General features: G+C 56.6%; 12 protein-coding genes and 1 pseudogene. 6 read left to right on the forward strand and 7 right to left on the reverse strand.

Translation table 11 applies throughout. The features are described from left to right. Nucleotides 1-63: 63 nt before the first annotated feature. Both ACJ69_RS08745 and ACJ69_RS08750 read right to left on the reverse strand, forming a co-directional pair. A pseudogene (locus tag ACJ69_RS08745) lies at nucleotides 64-2165 on the reverse strand (TonB-dependent siderophore receptor). A gap of 112 nt (nucleotides 2166-2277) precedes the next feature. Then, nucleotides 2278-2532: a GlsB/YeaQ/YmgE family stress response membrane protein gene (locus ACJ69_RS08750; protein ID WP_008502662.1), complete on the reverse strand. Its 255-nt coding sequence runs from the start codon at nucleotides 2530-2532 to the stop codon at nucleotides 2278-2280. A gap of 207 nt (nucleotides 2533-2739) precedes the next feature. Here ACJ69_RS08750 and ycgR point away from each other — a divergent pair, with 207 nt between their 5' ends. Beyond that, complete coding sequence (ycgR, locus tag ACJ69_RS08755; RefSeq protein WP_023312174.1) at nucleotides 2740-3471, forward strand: flagellar brake protein YcgR; 732 nt, start codon at nucleotides 2740-2742, stop codon at nucleotides 3469-3471. A 37-nt stretch (nucleotides 3472-3508) separates the two neighbouring features. Here the strand turns inward: ycgR and emtA are convergent, their stop codons facing one another. Next, nucleotides 3509-4120, reverse strand: a complete 612-nt coding sequence (gene emtA / locus ACJ69_RS08760; RefSeq protein WP_023312175.1) for a membrane-bound lytic murein transglycosylase EmtA — start codon at nucleotides 4118-4120, stop codon at nucleotides 3509-3511. Between the two features lie 107 nt (nucleotides 4121-4227). Here emtA and ldcA point away from each other — a divergent pair, with 107 nt between their 5' ends. Both ldcA and ACJ69_RS08770 read left to right on the forward strand, forming a co-directional pair. Then, nucleotides 4228-5142, forward strand: coding sequence for a muramoyltetrapeptide carboxypeptidase (gene ldcA, locus ACJ69_RS08765; RefSeq protein WP_059346907.1), 915 nt, complete (start codon nucleotides 4228-4230; stop codon nucleotides 5140-5142). A 97-nt stretch (nucleotides 5143-5239) separates the two neighbouring features. Next, nucleotides 5240-6973 (forward strand): potassium/proton antiporter, encoded by a 1734-nt coding sequence (locus tag ACJ69_RS08770; protein WP_059346908.1) that lies wholly within the window; start codon nucleotides 5240-5242, stop codon nucleotides 6971-6973. Between the two features lie 92 nt (nucleotides 6974-7065). Here the strand turns inward: ACJ69_RS08770 and dadX are convergent, their stop codons facing one another. Then, entirely contained in the window at nucleotides 7066-8136 is a 1071-nt protein-coding gene (dadX, locus tag ACJ69_RS08775; protein ID WP_039263625.1) for a catabolic alanine racemase DadX, read from the reverse strand. A 9-nt stretch (nucleotides 8137-8145) separates the two neighbouring features. After that, a complete protein-coding gene (locus ACJ69_RS08780; RefSeq protein WP_059346909.1) occupies nucleotides 8146-9444 on the reverse strand; it encodes a D-amino acid dehydrogenase in 1299 nt (432 codons plus the stop codon). A 321-nt stretch (nucleotides 9445-9765) separates the two neighbouring features. Here ACJ69_RS08780 and ACJ69_RS08790 point away from each other — a divergent pair, with 321 nt between their 5' ends. Continuing rightward, on the forward strand, nucleotides 9766-11298 hold the full coding sequence (locus ACJ69_RS08790; RefSeq protein WP_023293929.1) for a SpoVR family protein: 1533 nt from the start codon (nucleotides 9766-9768) through the stop codon (nucleotides 11296-11298). 70 nt (nucleotides 11299-11368) lie between these two features. On the opposite strand, the gene fadR is transcribed toward ACJ69_RS08790, so the two are convergent. Then, nucleotides 11369-12088: a fatty acid metabolism transcriptional regulator FadR gene (gene fadR, locus ACJ69_RS08795; RefSeq protein WP_023312180.1), complete on the reverse strand. Its 720-nt coding sequence runs from the start codon at nucleotides 12086-12088 to the stop codon at nucleotides 11369-11371. Between the two features lie 200 nt (nucleotides 12089-12288). Here fadR and nhaB point away from each other — a divergent pair, with 200 nt between their 5' ends. Both nhaB and dsbB read left to right on the forward strand, forming a co-directional pair. Beyond that, on the forward strand, nucleotides 12289-13827 hold the full coding sequence (gene nhaB, locus ACJ69_RS08800) for a Na(+)/H(+) antiporter NhaB (protein WP_059346911.1): 1539 nt from the start codon (nucleotides 12289-12291) through the stop codon (nucleotides 13825-13827). Nucleotides 13828-13970: 143 nt separating this feature from the next. Next, nucleotides 13971-14501, forward strand: a complete 531-nt coding sequence (gene dsbB / locus ACJ69_RS08805) for a disulfide bond formation protein DsbB (protein WP_024909807.1) — start codon at nucleotides 13971-13973, stop codon at nucleotides 14499-14501. A gap of 123 nt (nucleotides 14502-14624) precedes the next feature. On the opposite strand, the gene ACJ69_RS08810 is transcribed toward dsbB, so the two are convergent. Further along, on the reverse strand, nucleotides 14625-15065 hold the full coding sequence (locus ACJ69_RS08810) for a YcgN family cysteine cluster protein (RefSeq protein WP_047652292.1): 441 nt from the start codon (nucleotides 15063-15065) through the stop codon (nucleotides 14625-14627). Nucleotides 15066-15146 lie beyond the last annotated feature (81 nt).

Raw genomic sequence — 15146 nt, forward strand, 5'->3', positions numbered from 1 at the left:
GGAGTATTGCCGGGTGGCGGCTACGCCTTACCCGGCCTGCATTTTGGACTCACAGGGAGTTACTTAGAAACTATAACTCGCCCCTAGCTGATACGTCCTGTCACGCCCAATCCAGCAGTTGGTCGCATCGTAGCAGGTGAGCGTCTCTTTATTGGTGATGTTCTGCGCGCTGGCTTTGAGCGTTAGCCCTGCCAGCGAGGGCAGGATTTCGCCCATCCGGTACGAGGCCGCCAGATCGTACTGCGTGGTGCCGCCCAGTTTACCCGCATCGTTTGCCGGAGAGATTTCCATCGGCCCGGTGTAGCGTGCGCCCGCTCCCAGCATCAGTCCTTTCAGCGGCGTGTTCTCAAAGGTGTAATCCCCCCAGAGGTTGAAGGCATTCTCCGGGACCTGCGTTGGGCGTTTACCTTTGTACTTGTCATCTTCCCGGTTGATCGCGTGGGTGTACGCATAGTTGGCAATCAGCGTCAGGTTGTCCGTCGGACGGCTGATGGCGGACAGCTCTGCCCCTTTGGATTCCACTTCCCCGGTCTGACGATAGTTCAGGAAGCCCGGATCGGAGGTGACGACATTTTTCTGACGGATGTTAAACACCGAAGCGGTAAAGGTGGTGGCGTAGTCGGCCAGCAGATATTTCACCCCGCCTTCCACCTGCCTGCTGGTGGTCGGCTTGACGTCTTTCGCCACGAGCGTGCCCTGCGGTGACACCGGCGCAAAACCTTCTGAATAGCTGATAAACGGCGAAATCCCGTTATCGAAGGCGTAAAGCGCGCCCAGGCGTTTGGTGACGCGGTCCTGCGATACCCAGGCTTTATCACCGTTTTGCAGGTAGTTAGTGGTGACGGAGCGGTAATCGTCGTAGCGCAGGCTGCCCAGCAGGTTGAGGCCGCCAAACTCTACCTGATCCTGCAGGTAGTAACCGTTTTGCTGGTAGCTGAGGCGGTTTTTCTGGGCGGTATACAGCCCCAGCGTGCTTTCGCCGATCTGCGAATAGTCAGGATGCCGCATATCGATACCCGGCGTGGCCGACGCGTAGCGATAGTGGAAATGGGAGTTCAGCTTCTGATAGTCAAACCCGGCCAGCAGATGGTGTTTCCACTCGCCCAGCGCAACGGTTTTAGTCACCTGATTGTCGATGTTGAAGCTCTTAAGGTCTTCATCGGTGGTGTAGGCAAAGCGGTTGAGCTGATACACCTCGCTTCCCGTCCCTGTGGCGTAGACGCTGCGCTGGTGGGTATCGACGTCGAAATAGCGCGCCTTCTGGTTAAAGCCCCAGCCGCTGTCAAATTCATGTTCAAAGCTGTAGCCCAGCATCCACTGACGCTGCTTAAACCCGCTCCACTCGTCTCCGGCGTAATCGCGCTTGCCCGCGTATTTTGAGCGCAAGTAGGCGAGCGGCAGCGGGTTAGACGGCGTCAGGCTCGGGGTGTTTTGCGCCAGCGCGTCCAAGGTGAGACGGGTTTTGCTGTCCGGCTGCCAGGTGACGGACGGAGCAACCAGGTAGTTTTCATACCGGGCGGTGTGCGGCTGATCGTCGTTTTCCGTGGCTTTGCCCAGCAGACGGTAGTTCCAGTCGCTGTCGGCAATCTGCCCGGTTGAATCGAGATAGCCCTCTTTAAGATTACGGTTTCCGGTGTTAACGCCGATTTCGGTTCGGGCTTCCCGCTGCGGTTTTTTACTTTGAATATTCACCAGCCCGCCCGGCGAACCGCCGCCGTAAAGGACCGATGAGGGGCCTTTCAGGATATCAACGCTGTCAATCAGCAGCGGATCGATGCGCGCTTTGGTATTGCCGGTGACGTTATAGGGCAGCTGCAGCCCGTTGTAGAACTCCTGGTCGACGGTAAAGCCACGAATTTTATATTCGCTCATGTAGGAGGTATTGCCCCGCACCTCGGTTGAGACGCCCGGGCATAGCGCAGGATTTCATTCACCGAATTCGCGTGACGCTTTTCAATTTCCGGCGCAGAGAGGGTCGTGATGACCTGCGGCGTTTTACTTTCGGCAACGGCCGATTTCGTGGCGCTGTTCGTCCAGGCCGGCAGCGCGCTGCCCTGCTCTGAACCTGTGACGACGATGGTGGATTCTTCGGCGAGCGCCGGGACCTGCAATGCCAGCGTGACGGCCCCTGCCAGGGCGCAAAGCGTAAAACGTGAGGTATTCATAATGTCGTCTTGTTGTTAGATGCAATACGGAACGACAATTATTATCATTTAGATTAACAAATCAATACTCAGGCAAAAAAACGGCCCTCCGCAGAGAGCCGTTCACGTCAATTTATGCTCGTCGCAGTAACCTGAATATGCCCAGCACCACAATGGCACCCACGACAGCGACCAGAAAACTGTGCAGGTCGAAACCACTTATGTTGCCTCCAAAGCCAAACATCGTCGCCAGCCAGCCGCCCACAACCGCACCAACGACCCCGAGTACACAGGTCAAAATAAAGCCGCCGCCATCGTTTCCCGGCATGATCAGTTTAGCGATAGCGCCAGCAATAAGACCAAAGATAATCCAGGCGATGATACCCATAGCGATGCCCTCTTGCAGGTTTAACGCGTGCGCAGAAAACCTTCTGCACAGCTAACGTAAGTATAGGTCATCGCCGTAAAACCATTTTCATCTCACCGACTTATCTTTGCTTAAACAGGCAAAAAAACTCACCGGTTTGTATTAAGTTTCATTGCAGATTGCCGATAACGCTAAGACAGTCTGTCATCTATCAAGGAGCCATCCGGCGTGAGTCATTACAGTGAGCAGTTCCTCAAGCAAAATCCGCTGGCTGTATTAGGGGTGTTACGCGACCTGCAAAAAGGTGAAGTGCCGCTGCGCATCAGCTGGTCGAATAATCAGTTCATCAGCAAGATCCTTGACGCCTCGCAGGATCGGCTGGTGATTGATTTAGGCAGTCAGGAGTATGAAAACCGCGCGGCGCTTAAAGCGGAGAATATCGCGGTGATGGCCGAAACGCAGGGCGCCAAAGTAGAGTTTGTCCTGTCGCGGCTGGAACTGAGCGAATATCAGGGACTGCCGGCTTTTGTTACCCCGCTTCCGACCAATCTCTGGTTTGTTCAGCGTCGTGAATATTTCCGCATCAGCGCCCCGCTCCACCCCGCCTATTTTTGTAAGGCCAAAATGCCGGACAAAAAAGAGATCCGCTTCCGCCTCTTCGATTTGTCGCTGGGCGGCATGGGCGCGCTGATGGATACGCCGAAACCTGACGGGCTGGTAGAGGGCATGCGGTTTACGCAAATTGAACTGGATATGGGGGGCTGGGGTCGTTTTTATTTCGATGCACAGCTGATTGCCATCAGCGACCGCACCGTCGTGGACAGCAAAAATGAGACCATCACCACGCCGCGTCTGAGCTTCCGTTTCCTGAACGTCGGGCCCGGCGCAGAGCGTGAGCTTCAGCGTATTATCTACTCCCTGGAGAGGGAGGCGCGGGAACGCGCAAATAAAGTCCTGTGAAGAAATCGGGCAGCGTGACCGCCGCCCGTCTGCGGCATTACATGGCATCCATCGCTTTCTGCACTTTCCAGATATAACGAGGCGCCTGTGGTGCCGGGTGATTTTTCGCCACATGTTCAAAGAATTCGTCTTTGTCCATATCGTTAATCTCTTCTATCGCCTCTTTGCGGTCAGAGGAGAAGGTTCTGAGCAACGCGCCGGCACCGTTAACGTACGACACCACCAGCGCGTACTGCATCACCTCTGGATCCTTAATCCCCTTCAGCACGCCATGCTCCATAATGCTCAGATAGGCCGTGCCCATTGAAATGTTGCGTTCCGGGTTTTTCAGCTCGCTGGTCGACGGCTGGCCGCTCCAGCCCATGTAGCGATAAACCTCTCTCCCCGCCGTTGACGCTTTAAGCTGCATCAGCCCCACCGCGTTGGATTTGCTGACAAGCGTGGGATTACCGCCGGACTCCACCGCAATGATCGCCGTGATGAGACGCGGGCTGACGCCCCAGGCCTTCCCGGCTTGTTCACTGATCGGCATCCACTGCATGGCCCGTTTCACCGGCACTTCCGGATTCCAGGGCGGGTTTTGATAATCATGTTTTGAACTACAGCCAGCGAGCAATACAATCAAAAAAGCAAACCATCTCAATTTCACGTCATCTATCCTTATAGCCGGTCATCGCGGTGCGCCGCCACTTGAAGCAGGCAGCGTATAAGCGGCATGATATAGACAATTAGTTTCTCATTCAGCAAGGAATTGCCATGTCTCAGTTTCATCTTATCGCGCCGTCGGGCTACTGCATTAACCAGGACGCGGCGCAGCGGGGCGTTCAGCGTTTGCTGGAATCTGGCCATCAGGTAGAAAATCAGACGATTATCCCCCGCCGCCAGCAGCGTTTTGCCGGTACCGAAGCGCAGAGGCTGAATGATATCAATAGCCTGGTGAACCTGACGGGCGAAAACCAGATTGTGCTTGCGGTACGCGGCGGATATGGTGCGAGCCGGCTGCTGGAGAGCATTGACTGGCAGGGGCTGGCACTGCGCCAGCAGCAGGATCCGCTGCTGATCTGCGGCCACAGCGATTTCACCGTCATCCAGCTCGGGCTGCTGGCCCTGCATAACGTCATCACCTTCAGCGGTCCGATGCTGGCTGGTAACTTTGGCGCACCGGAGCTGGATGCGTTTACCGTGGAACATTTCTGGCGCGCGCTGCGCAATTCCACCTACAGCGTGGAGTGGCAAGGCAATGGACCGCACTGGGAATGTGAAGGTCAGCTCTGGGGCGGCAATCTGGCGATGCTGGTCTCGCTCATCGGCACGCCGTGGATGCCGCAAATCGAGGACGGCATTCTGGTGCTGGAAGATATCAACGAACATCCGTTCCGCGTCGAACGCATGCTATTGCAGCTTTATCATGCCGGTATTCTTGAACGCCAGTCCGCGGTTGTGCTGGGCAGCTTCAGCGGCTCTGCCCCGAATGACTATGACGCGGGCTACTCCCTTGAGACCATGGTCGACTTCGTTCGTTCGCGGCTGGATATTCCGGTCATCACCGGTCTCGATTTCGGCCATGAGCAGCAAACCGTGACCCTGGCGCTGGGGGCGCATGCCTCCCTGATCCACAACGATTCCGGCAGTCGGCTGACCATCAGCGGCCATCCTGTCATAAAGGCATAAAAAAGCCGTTATACCCCCTTAATAAAACGCTGTTGCCGTTGTTAATATGTTAGGGTTTTAGTAACAGCGTTAACATTGAGGTGGGAGTAAGAGAACATTGGATGCCGCAGCGATAATCAGCCTTTTCATTTTGGGTTCCGTCCTTGTAACCAGCAGTATTTTATTAAGTTCATTTTCATCGCGTCTCGGCATACCTATTCTTGTCATTTTTCTCGCCATCGGCATGCTCGCCGGCATTGATGGCATTGGCGGTATCCCATTCGATAACTACCCCTTCGCCTACATGGTGAGTAACCTCGCGCTGGCGGTGATCCTGCTGGACGGCGGGATGCGCACCCAGGCAAGCTCCTTCCGCGTGGCCTTAGGGCCTGCGCTGTCGCTCGCCACGGTCGGCGTGTTGATTACCTCTGGCCTCACCGGGATGATGGCCGCGTGGCTTTTCCATCTCAATATCATGGAAGGTTTGCTGATTGGCGCCATCGTGGGCTCAACCGATGCGGCAGCGGTGTTTTCCCTGCTCGGCGGAAAAGGGCTTAACGAACGCGTTGGCTCTACGCTTGAGATTGAATCCGGCAGTAACGATCCGATGGCGGTATTTCTCACCATTACGCTTATCGAGATGATTCAGCAGCATGAAAGCGGGCTGAGCTGGATGTTTGCGTTACATATCCTGCAGCAGTTCGGTCTGGGGATTGTCATCGGCCTGGCGGGGGGCTATCTGCTACAGCAGACGATCAACCGTATATCGCTTCCTCTGGGGCTTTACCCTCTGCTGGCGCTGAGCGGCGGCATTCTCATTTTTGCCGTCACCACCGCAGTGGACGGCAGCGGTATTCTCGCGGTCTATCTCTGCGGGTTCCTGATGGGCAACCGCCCTATTCGCAACCGGCATGCCATTTTGCAGAACTTCGACGGCCTGGCGTGGCTGGCGCAAATCGGCATGTTTCTGGTGCTGGGCCTGCTGGTTACGCCATCGGACCTGCTGCCGATCGCCGTTCCGGCGCTGCTGCTGTCCGCGTGGATGATCTTCTTCGCCCGTCCGCTGTCGGTGTTTGCCGGCCTGCTGCCGTTTCGCGGCTTCAACCTGCGCGAGCGGGTCTTTATCAGCTGGGTGGGCCTGCGCGGCGCGGTGCCGATTATCCTTGCGGTGTTCCCGATGATGGCCGGTCTGGATAACGCGCGGCTGTTCTTTAACGTGGCGTTCTTCGTGGTGCTCATTTCCCTGCTGTTCCAGGGAACCTCGCTCGGGTGGGCGGCGAAAAAAGCCAAAGTCGTGGTCCCGCCCGTGGGCTGGCCGGTCTCCCGCGTGGGGCTCGATATTCATCCGGAGAACCCATGGGAACAGTTTGTCTATCAGCTGAGCGCCGACAAATGGTGCGTAGGAGCCTCGCTGCGCGATTTGCACATGCCGACCGAAACGCGCATTGCCGCACTGTTCCGCGATAATGTCCTGCTGCACCCTACCGGCAGCACCCGCCTGCGCGAGGGGGATATTCTTTGCGTGATTGGTCGCGAGCGCGACCTGCCCGCGCTGGGCAAGCTGTTCAGCCAGTCGCCTCCGGTGGCGCTGGATCAGCGTTTCTTCGGCGATTTTATTCTGGAAGCCAGCGCCAAGTTTGCGGATGTGGCGCTGATTTACGGTCTGGATGAAGGGGCTGAAGACGGTGAAAACCCGCAAACGCTGGGTGAAATCATCCAGCAGCGGCTTGGCGCAGCCCCGGTCGTGGGCGATCAGGTTGAGTTTGCCGGGATGATCTGGACCGTTGCCGAAAAAGAAGATAACGCGGTGCGGAAAGTCGGTTTAAGGCCGATGGAAGAGGAAGCGGAGTAGTTTTTTTGCCGGGTGGCGGTTTCGCCTTACCCGGCATACAAAACCCTCGAACGTAGGCCGGGTAAGCGTTAGCGCTACCCGGCGAACATAGGTTACACCGTCACAACCGGCACTCGAGGCGCCAGCGCGCACATCAATTCGTACCCCACCGTGCCCGCCGCGGCAGCCACGTCATCAATTTTGATTTCGTTACCCCACAGCTCGACCGGTGAACCAATGCCCGCCTGCGGGCATGGCGTCAGGTCAACGGCCAGCATATCCATAGATACGGTGCCCACCGTTCCCGTGCGGACCCCATCGACCCAGACCGGCGTGCCGGTCGGCGCGATGCGCGGGTAGCCGTCGGCATAACCGCCCGCCACGATGCCAATCCGCTGCTCGCCCTTTGCCCGGTAGCGGCTGCCGTAGCCCACCGTGTCACCGGCCTTCAGCGTCTGCACGCCGATGATTTCACTGCGCAGGGTCATGACCGGCTTGAGGCCGCTGTTGGCGATGTCCTGCCACTGGCCTGAGGGAGACGCGCCGTAGAGAACGATCCCCGGACGCACCCAATTATAGTGCGCCTCGGGATGCCACAGCGTGGCCGCCGAGTTCGACAGCGAGCGCGGGCAATCCAGCCCTTCAGCCGCCTGCTCAATGCGGACCATGGCATCGGCAATACCGTCGGGTTTTTCCGCGTCGGCAAAATGCGCCATCAGCGTCATTTCGCCCACGTTCTTCATCGCGCGCAGCTGCTGCCAGACCGTATGCACCCGCTCAGGCTGAAAGCCCAGGCGGTTCATGCCGCTGTTCACCTTGAGGTAGATATCCAGCGGAGCATGGAGCTTCGCATCCTGGATCGCCTTAATCTGCCAGTTGCTGTGAACGCTGGTGGTCAGACGGTACTTGTCCAGCAGCGGCAGATCGTCCGCGTGGAAGAACCCTTCCAGCAGTAGAATCGGCCCTTTCCAGCCGCGCTCGCGCAGCAGAATGGCCTCTTCCAGATTCAGTAGCGCAAAACCGTCGGTCGCGCTCAGCGCGCTCCAGATACGGTCAATACCGTGGCCGTAGGCATTCGCTTTCACCACCGACCAGACGCGCGAACCCGGTGCCGCCCGACGAACAATTTGCAGATTATCCTTCAGGGCCTGCAGGTTCAGCTGGGCCAGAACAGGACGGGACATGACAACTCCTTAGCTATGCGCGCCGTGCAGGTGCTGTGGACGCGAAGGCGTAAACCCCGATTGATAGCGCGCGGCACTTAAATCATCAAACGGAATTGCCGGCGTGCGCCCGGAAATCAGGTCGCTCAGCAGCTGGCCCGATCCGCAGGCCATCGTCCAGCCGAGCGTGCCGTGTCCGGTATTGGTCCACAGGTTTTTGTACGGCGTGCGGCCTACGATCGGCGTGCCGTCCGGGGTCATCGGACGCAGGCCGGTCCAGAACGTCGCCTGCTCAACAAAACCTCCGCGCGGGAAGAGATCGCCCACGACCATCTCCAGCGTTTCACGACGCGGCTGCAGCAGTTGGGTGTTGAAGCCCACGATCTCCGCCATGCCGCCCACGCGAATACGGTTGTCGAAGCGGGTAATAGCGATTTTGTAGGTTTCATCCAGAATGGTCGAGACCGGCGCGCCGCTCTCTTCTTTCACCGGAATGGTCAGCGAGTAGCCCTTCAGCGGATAAACCGGAATGTCGAGAATGCCTTTCAGCATGGCGGTGGAGTACGAACCAAACGCCATCACGTAGGCATCGGCTTTGATCACCTCGTCGCCGCACTTCACGCCGTAAATTTTTTCGCCTTCCGACAGCAGCTTGTCGACGGAGGTGTTAAAGCGGAACTTCACTCCCGCCTGCTCGCACATTTGCGCCAGACGTTGCGTAAAGAGCTGGCAGTCGCCGGTTTCGTCATTCGGCAGGCGCAGGCCGCCCGTCAGCTTATGCGCAACTTCCGCCAGCGCCGGTTCAACCTGACCAAGCTGGCTGGCTTCCAGCAGCTGGTACGGCACGCCGGCATCTTCCAGCACGGCGATATCGCGGGTGGCATTTTCGTACTGTTGCTCGGTGCGGAACAGCTGTAGCGTGCCACCCTGGCGGCCTTCGTACTCAATCCCCGTCGACGCGCGCAGCGCTTTCAGACAGTCGCGGCTGTATTCCGCCAGGCGCACCATGCGCCCTTTGTTCTCCATGTAGTGGCGGGTGTCGCAGTTGCGCAGCATCTGCCACATCCACTTCAGCTGGAACTGCGTGCCGTCAAGGCTGATGGCCAGCGGCGCATGGCGCTGGAACATCCATTTAATCGCTTTCAGCGGAACGCCCGGCGCAGCCCACGGCGCCGCATACCCCGGAGAGATTTGCCCGGCGTTCGCCGCGCTGGTTTCAAGCGCGGGACCGGATTCACGATCGATAACGGTTACGTCATGTCCCGCCTGACTTAAATACCAGGCGCTGGTTACCCCAACGACACCACTTCCCAGTATGACAACACGCATAGCCACTCCATTATGTGCAAAAGAACAATCTTCTAATTACAGATTGATAACCTAGTTGAAAATATTATTCAACATACGACTTTTTTATGGTGACTTACCTCACACATCCCCCAGCATCAGGGGATAGTGCCAATTTGGGATCTCCTGCTGCGCGTTATTTTTAACCAGCATAATATGCTGAGACATACCGTTTTTTTGCCGTATCAAAAACGCGAAATCGCAAAGAAAAAATTTCTGCCCCAGCACGCTTTTTAACACGTTGATCTATGCTTGAAAGGAGGCTCTCCAGACAGAGAGAGCACCCACAACGAGGGCGCGCTAATGGCTACTATTGATTCCCTGAACAAGGACAACACACGTCTGAGCGATGGACCCGACTGGACCTTCGAGCTGCTGGATGTTTACCTCGCCGAAATCGACCGGGTCGCAAAGCTGTATCGTCTGGATACCTATCCCCATCAGATTGAAGTCATTACGTCCGAGCAGATGATGGACGCCTATTCCAGCGTCGGGATGCCGATTAACTATCCGCACTGGTCGTTTGGTAAAAAATTTATTGAAACCGAGCGGCTGTATAAGCACGGCCAGCAGGGGCTGGCGTATGAGATTGTGATTAACTCCAATCCGTGTATCGCCTATTTAATGGAAGAGAACACCATTACCATGCAGGCGCTGGTGATGGCGCACGCCTGCTACGGGCACAACTCATTTTTCAAGAATAACTACCTGTTCCGCAGCTGGACGGATGCCAGCTCCATCGTCGATTACCTGATCTTCGCCCGCAAATACATTACCGACTGCGAAGAGCGCTACGGCGTGGACGAAGTGGAAAAACTGCTCGACTCCTGTCACGCGCTGATGAACTACGGCGTGGATCGCTACAAACGTCCGCAGAAAATCTCCCTGCAGGAGGAGAAGGCCCGGCAGAAAAGCCGCGAAGAGTACCTGCAAAGCCAGGTGAACATGCTGTGGCGTACCCTGCCGAAGCGTGAGGAGGAAAAAACGATCGCCGAAGCGCGTCGCTATCCGTCCGAGCCGCAGGAAAACCTGCTCTATTTTATGGAGAAGAACGCCCCGCTGCTGGAGCCGTGGCAGCGTGAGATCCTGCGCATCGTGCGCAAGGTGAGCCAGTATTTTTACCCGCAAAAGCAGACTCAGGTCATGAACGAAGGCTGGGCGACCTTCTGGCACTACACCATTCTTAACCATCTGTACGACGAGGGAAAAGTTACCGAGCGGTTCATGATGGAGTTCCTCCACAGCCATACCAACGTGGTGTTTCAGCCGCCCTACAACAGCCCGTGGTACAGCGGAATAAACCCGTATGCGCTTGGCTTCGCCATGTTCCAGGATATTAAGCGCATCTGCCAGTCGCCGACGGAAGAAGACAAGTACTGGTTCCCGGATATCGCCGGTTCTGACTGGCTGGAAACGCTGCACTTTGCGATGCGCGACTTTAAGGATGAGAGCTTCATCAGCCAGTTTATGTCGCCGAAGATCATGCGTGACTTCCGCTTCTTCACCGTGTTGGACGATGACCGCAACAACTATCTGGAGATTTCCGCGATCCATAACGAAGAGGGGTACCGTGAGATCCGCTCTCGCCTCTCTTCCCAGTACAACCTGAGCAACCTTGAGCCGAATATTCAGGTGTGGAACGTCGATTTGCGCGGTGACCGCTCCCTGACGCTGCGCTATATCCCGCACAATCGCGCGCCGCTGGATAAAGGGCGTAAAGAGGTGCTGAAGCACGTGCATCGCCTGTGGGGTTTTGACGTGCAGCTGGAGCAGCAGAATGAAGACGGGAGCGTCGAGCTGCTGGAACGTTGCCCGGCGCGGTTGAATACGCTTTAGTGACGTTTTTGCCCGGTGGCGCTACGCTTACCGGACGAAAAAAAACCTCTCGTATGAGAGGTTTTTTCTTTTAGCGGGTCTGAATCGCTAAATCACCCGGCAGCGTTTTCTGCATACGGTGCCAGATTTCACCGGAATCGTGACCGTAGCGGCGCACCGTCTCATAAACCTGATCGTGCAGGCCTTCGGTACAGAGCTTGCTCAGCTTATGGTAGAAGCCCAGCGCCAGGCTACGCGCTTCCGGATTGGCAAAGTAGTGGCGGCCAATGCGGGTGTAAAGCCCCTTCATACCGTTGAGGATCAGGCCGTACACCGGGTTGCCGGAGGCAAACGCCAGGCCGCGAAACACGTTGTAATCGAGGGTGGCAAAAGCATCGGCATGATCTTCCACCTCGTTCGCTGTGGCCAGTACCGCAAGGGCGTCTTCAGGATGCTGACGGAAAGCGGTACGAATAAAGATCGTCGCGATGTTGGTACGGACGGAGAGCAGATTATCAATGAGCTGCGGCACGCTTTCATGGTCGAGACGCGCCAGCGTTTCAAGAATGTTCAGCCCGGACGTTTCCCAGAAGTTGTTCACTTTCGTAGGCTTACCGTGCTGGATCGTCAACCAGCCATCGCGCGCCAGCCGCTGGAGCACTTCACGCAGCGTGGTGCGAGTGACGCCAATCAGTTCAGAGAGTTCGCGTTCAGCCGGAAGAATGGACCCCGCAGGGAAACGATTATTCCAGATGCTTTCAATGATGTACTCTTCCGCGAAACCCGCCGGGCTCTGCGCCTTAATGACCATAGTGAGATTTCCATTACACAGCTTTAGCAAATTGGACTCATCATACCAGAGGCACGCAGTGGCAGGTAGCGCGGCAAAGAGAGAAAAGAGGGATCGCCGTTTCATTTTTGTGAAATTTACAATGCTGCCTTATCCGCCTCCAGGCCGCGATTTTTGCGTATACTGATGTTTTGTCTTACTTGACGGGAAGGACGTCTGTTGTGGAAATTTCTTTTGGGCGCGCGCTGTGGCGCAATTTTTTAGGTCAGTCTCCTGACTGGTATAAACTGATACTGCTGGTTTTCCTGGTCGTAAATCCCATCATTTTTAGCGTGAATCCCTTTATCGCCGGCTGGCTGCTGGTGGCGGAGTTTATCTTCACCCTGGCCATGGCGCTGAAATGTTATCCCCTGCTGCCGGGCGGATTGCTGGCGTTTGAAGCCGTCGTCATCGGTATGACCAGCGCCGAGCATGTCAAAGCAGAGCTGGCGTCAAATCTCGAAGTGCTTCTGCTGCTGATCTTTATGGTGGCGGGCATCTACTTTATGAAACAGCTGCTGCTGTTCATCTTCACGCGCCTGCTGCTCAGCATTCCGTCGAAAATGTTCCTCTCGCTGGCGTTTTGCCTTGCCGCCGCCTTCCTGTCGGCCTTCCTGGATGCGCTGACGGTCGTCGCGGTGGTGATAAGCGTTGCGGTTGGGTTTTACGGTATTTATCACCGCGTGGCCTCCTCTCGCCCAAATGAGGACCTGCAGGATGACAGCCACGTCGAGGCGCATAACCGTGACGTGCTGGAACAGTTCCGCGCGTTTCTGCGCAGCCTGATGATGCATGCCGGCGTGGGTACCGCGCTGGGCGGCGTGATGACCATGGTGGGCGAGCCGCAAAACCTGATCATTGCCAAAGCGGCGGGCTGGCACTTCGGTGAGTTCTTCCTGAGAATGGCCCCGGTGAGCGTACCGGTGCTGATCTGCGGGCTGGCGACCTGTCTGCTGGTGGAGAAGTTTCGCCTCTTCGGCTATGGGGCGCAGCTCCCGGAGCCGGTACGTCAGGAACTGCATAAATTCGATGTGCAGAGCCGAAGCCAGCGGACGCGCCAGGAGACGCTACGACTGATTGCTCAGGGGATCATCGGCGTCTGGCTTATCGCGGCGCTGGCGTTCCATCTTGCCGAAGTGGGGCTGATTGGCCTGTCAGTCATTATTCTCGCCACCACCTTTACCGGCGTGACGGATGAACATGCCATCGGCAAGGCGTTTACCGAAGCCCTGCCGTTTACCGCCCTGCTGGCGGTGTTCTTTGCCGTCGTGGCGGTGATTATCGACCAGCACCTTTTCGCGCCGATTATTGCCTTTGTACTACAGGCATCACCGGATGCTCAGCTCTCGCTGTTTTACCTGTTTAACGGCCTGCTCTCATCGATCTCAGATAACGTCTTCGTCGGGACGGTCTACATCAACGAGGCCAAAGCTGCCATGGAGCAAGGCGTTATCAGCGCCGGACAGTTTGAGCTGCTCGCCGTGGCGATCAACACCGGCACCAACCTGCCGTCGGTAGCGACGCCAAATGGCCAGGCCGCCTTCCTGTTCCTGCTGACCTCCGCCCTCGCGCCGCTCATACGTCTTTCTTATGGCAGGATGGTGTGGATGGCGCTGCCCTATACGCTGGTGCTCACGATCGTCGGATTGCTTTGCGTCAAAATTACCCTCATTCCCTGTACGCAATGGCTGGTACAAGCGGGTATACTTGCGGCGCAGTAAACTATGCATCTCGGGCAGTTCGCTGCCCGTTTGCCTTTTCGCACGATAAACATCCAATTACGTTTTATTTCGCCAGGTACAGGTGGCGCGAAAAACGAATTCGTTTACACTGCGCTTTCTAAGCATGTTCCAGGGAAATGATTATGTTGAGATTTTTAAACCAGTGCTCCCGCGGTCGCGGAGCGTGGTTGCTAATGGCCCTGACCGCCTTTGCGCTGGAAATGGTCGCGCTGTGGTTCCAGCACGTAATGGGACTGAAACCTTGCGTGCTGTGTATTTACGAACGCTGCGCGCTGTTCGGCATTATGGGTGCGGGCCTGGTCGGCGCGATTGCCCCAAAATCGCCGCTTCGCTATGCCGGTATTGCCATCTGGATCTACAGCGCCTGGAAAGGAATTGAACTCTCCTGGCAGCACACCATGATGCAACTGCATCCGTCACCGTTTATGACCTGTGATTTTGCCGCCCGCTTCCCGAGCTGGCTGCCGCTGGACAAATGGCTGCCGCAGGTGTTTGTCGCATCCGGTGACTGCTCCGTTCGTCAGTGGGAATTCCTGACGCTGGAGATGCCGCAGTGGCTGGTGGGTATTTTTGCCGCCTACTTCGTCGTGGCGCTGCTGGTGCTGATTGCCCAGCCGTTCAAACCGAAGAAACGCGATCTGTTCGGAAGGTAAAAGCAAAACGGCAACCTCGGTTGCCGTTTTTAGCGTTTGCGCCCTCTCCCGTGGGAGAGGGTTGGGGTGAGGGCATCAGGCCGCACAAACACAAAAAAACCCGCCTCGGCGGGTTTTTTATTCTCAACGGGTCGGGTGGTTCATGATGTGATCTTCCCAGTCACGCACCTCGGACTCTTTCACCGCGATGTGGCGCACAGAAATACGTTCACCGTGCATCGCCGCTTTTGACCCGGTCAGCAGCGGGTGCCAGTTCGGTAAATCTTTCCCTTCCGCCAGCAGGCGATACGCGCAGGTATGCGGCAGCCATTCAAACGTTGGCAGATTATCCCGGGTTAGCTTGATGCAGTCAGGCTCAAATTCAAACCGGCGCTCATAGTTGCGGCACTGGCAGGTTTTAATGTTTAACTGCTTGCAGGCAACGTTGGTGAAGTAGATTTCGTCCGTATCTTCATCCATCAGCTTGTGCAGGCAGCACTGCCCGCAGCCGTCGCACAATGATTCCCATTCCGCGTCAGTCATGTCGTCGAGAGTTTTGCTTTGCCAGAAAGGGATGTCGTTCATCAGGATGTCCACACGTCAAAAGAAAGCGCACCTTATAACGAGTCTGGCACGTTGTTGCAAGTTTTGCCGCCCTCTTCAGGC

The sequence above is a fragment of the Enterobacter asburiae genome, assembly GCF_001521715.1.
Lineage (GTDB): Bacteria > Pseudomonadota > Gammaproteobacteria > Enterobacterales > Enterobacteriaceae > Enterobacter > Enterobacter asburiae.

What these genes read in the sequence shown, in the direction of transcription:
- ACJ69_RS08750 (WP_008502662.1), bottom strand. Translation starts at nt 2,532, where the DNA reads ATGGGTATCATCGCCTGGATTATCTTTGGTCTTATTGCTGGCGCTATC.
- ldcA (WP_059346907.1), top strand. Translation starts at nt 4,228, where the DNA reads ATGTCTCAGTTTCATCTTATCGCGCCGTCGGGCTACTGCATTAACCAG.
- dadX (WP_039263625.1), bottom strand. Translation starts at nt 8,136, where the DNA reads ATGTCCCGTCCTGTTCTGGCCCAGCTGAACCTGCAGGCCCTGAAGGAT.
- ACJ69_RS08780 (WP_059346909.1), bottom strand. Translation starts at nt 9,444, where the DNA reads ATGCGTGTTGTCATACTGGGAAGTGGTGTCGTTGGGGTAACCAGCGCC.
- ACJ69_RS08790 (WP_023293929.1), top strand. Translation starts at nt 9,766, where the DNA reads ATGGCTACTATTGATTCCCTGAACAAGGACAACACACGTCTGAGCGAT.
- fadR (WP_023312180.1), bottom strand. Translation starts at nt 12,088, where the DNA reads ATGGTCATTAAGGCGCAGAGCCCGGCGGGTTTCGCGGAAGAGTACATC.
- dsbB (WP_024909807.1), top strand. Translation starts at nt 13,971, where the DNA reads ATGTTGAGATTTTTAAACCAGTGCTCCCGCGGTCGCGGAGCGTGGTTG.
- ACJ69_RS08810 (WP_047652292.1), bottom strand. Translation starts at nt 15,065, where the DNA reads ATGAACGACATCCCTTTCTGGCAAAGCAAAACTCTCGACGACATGACT.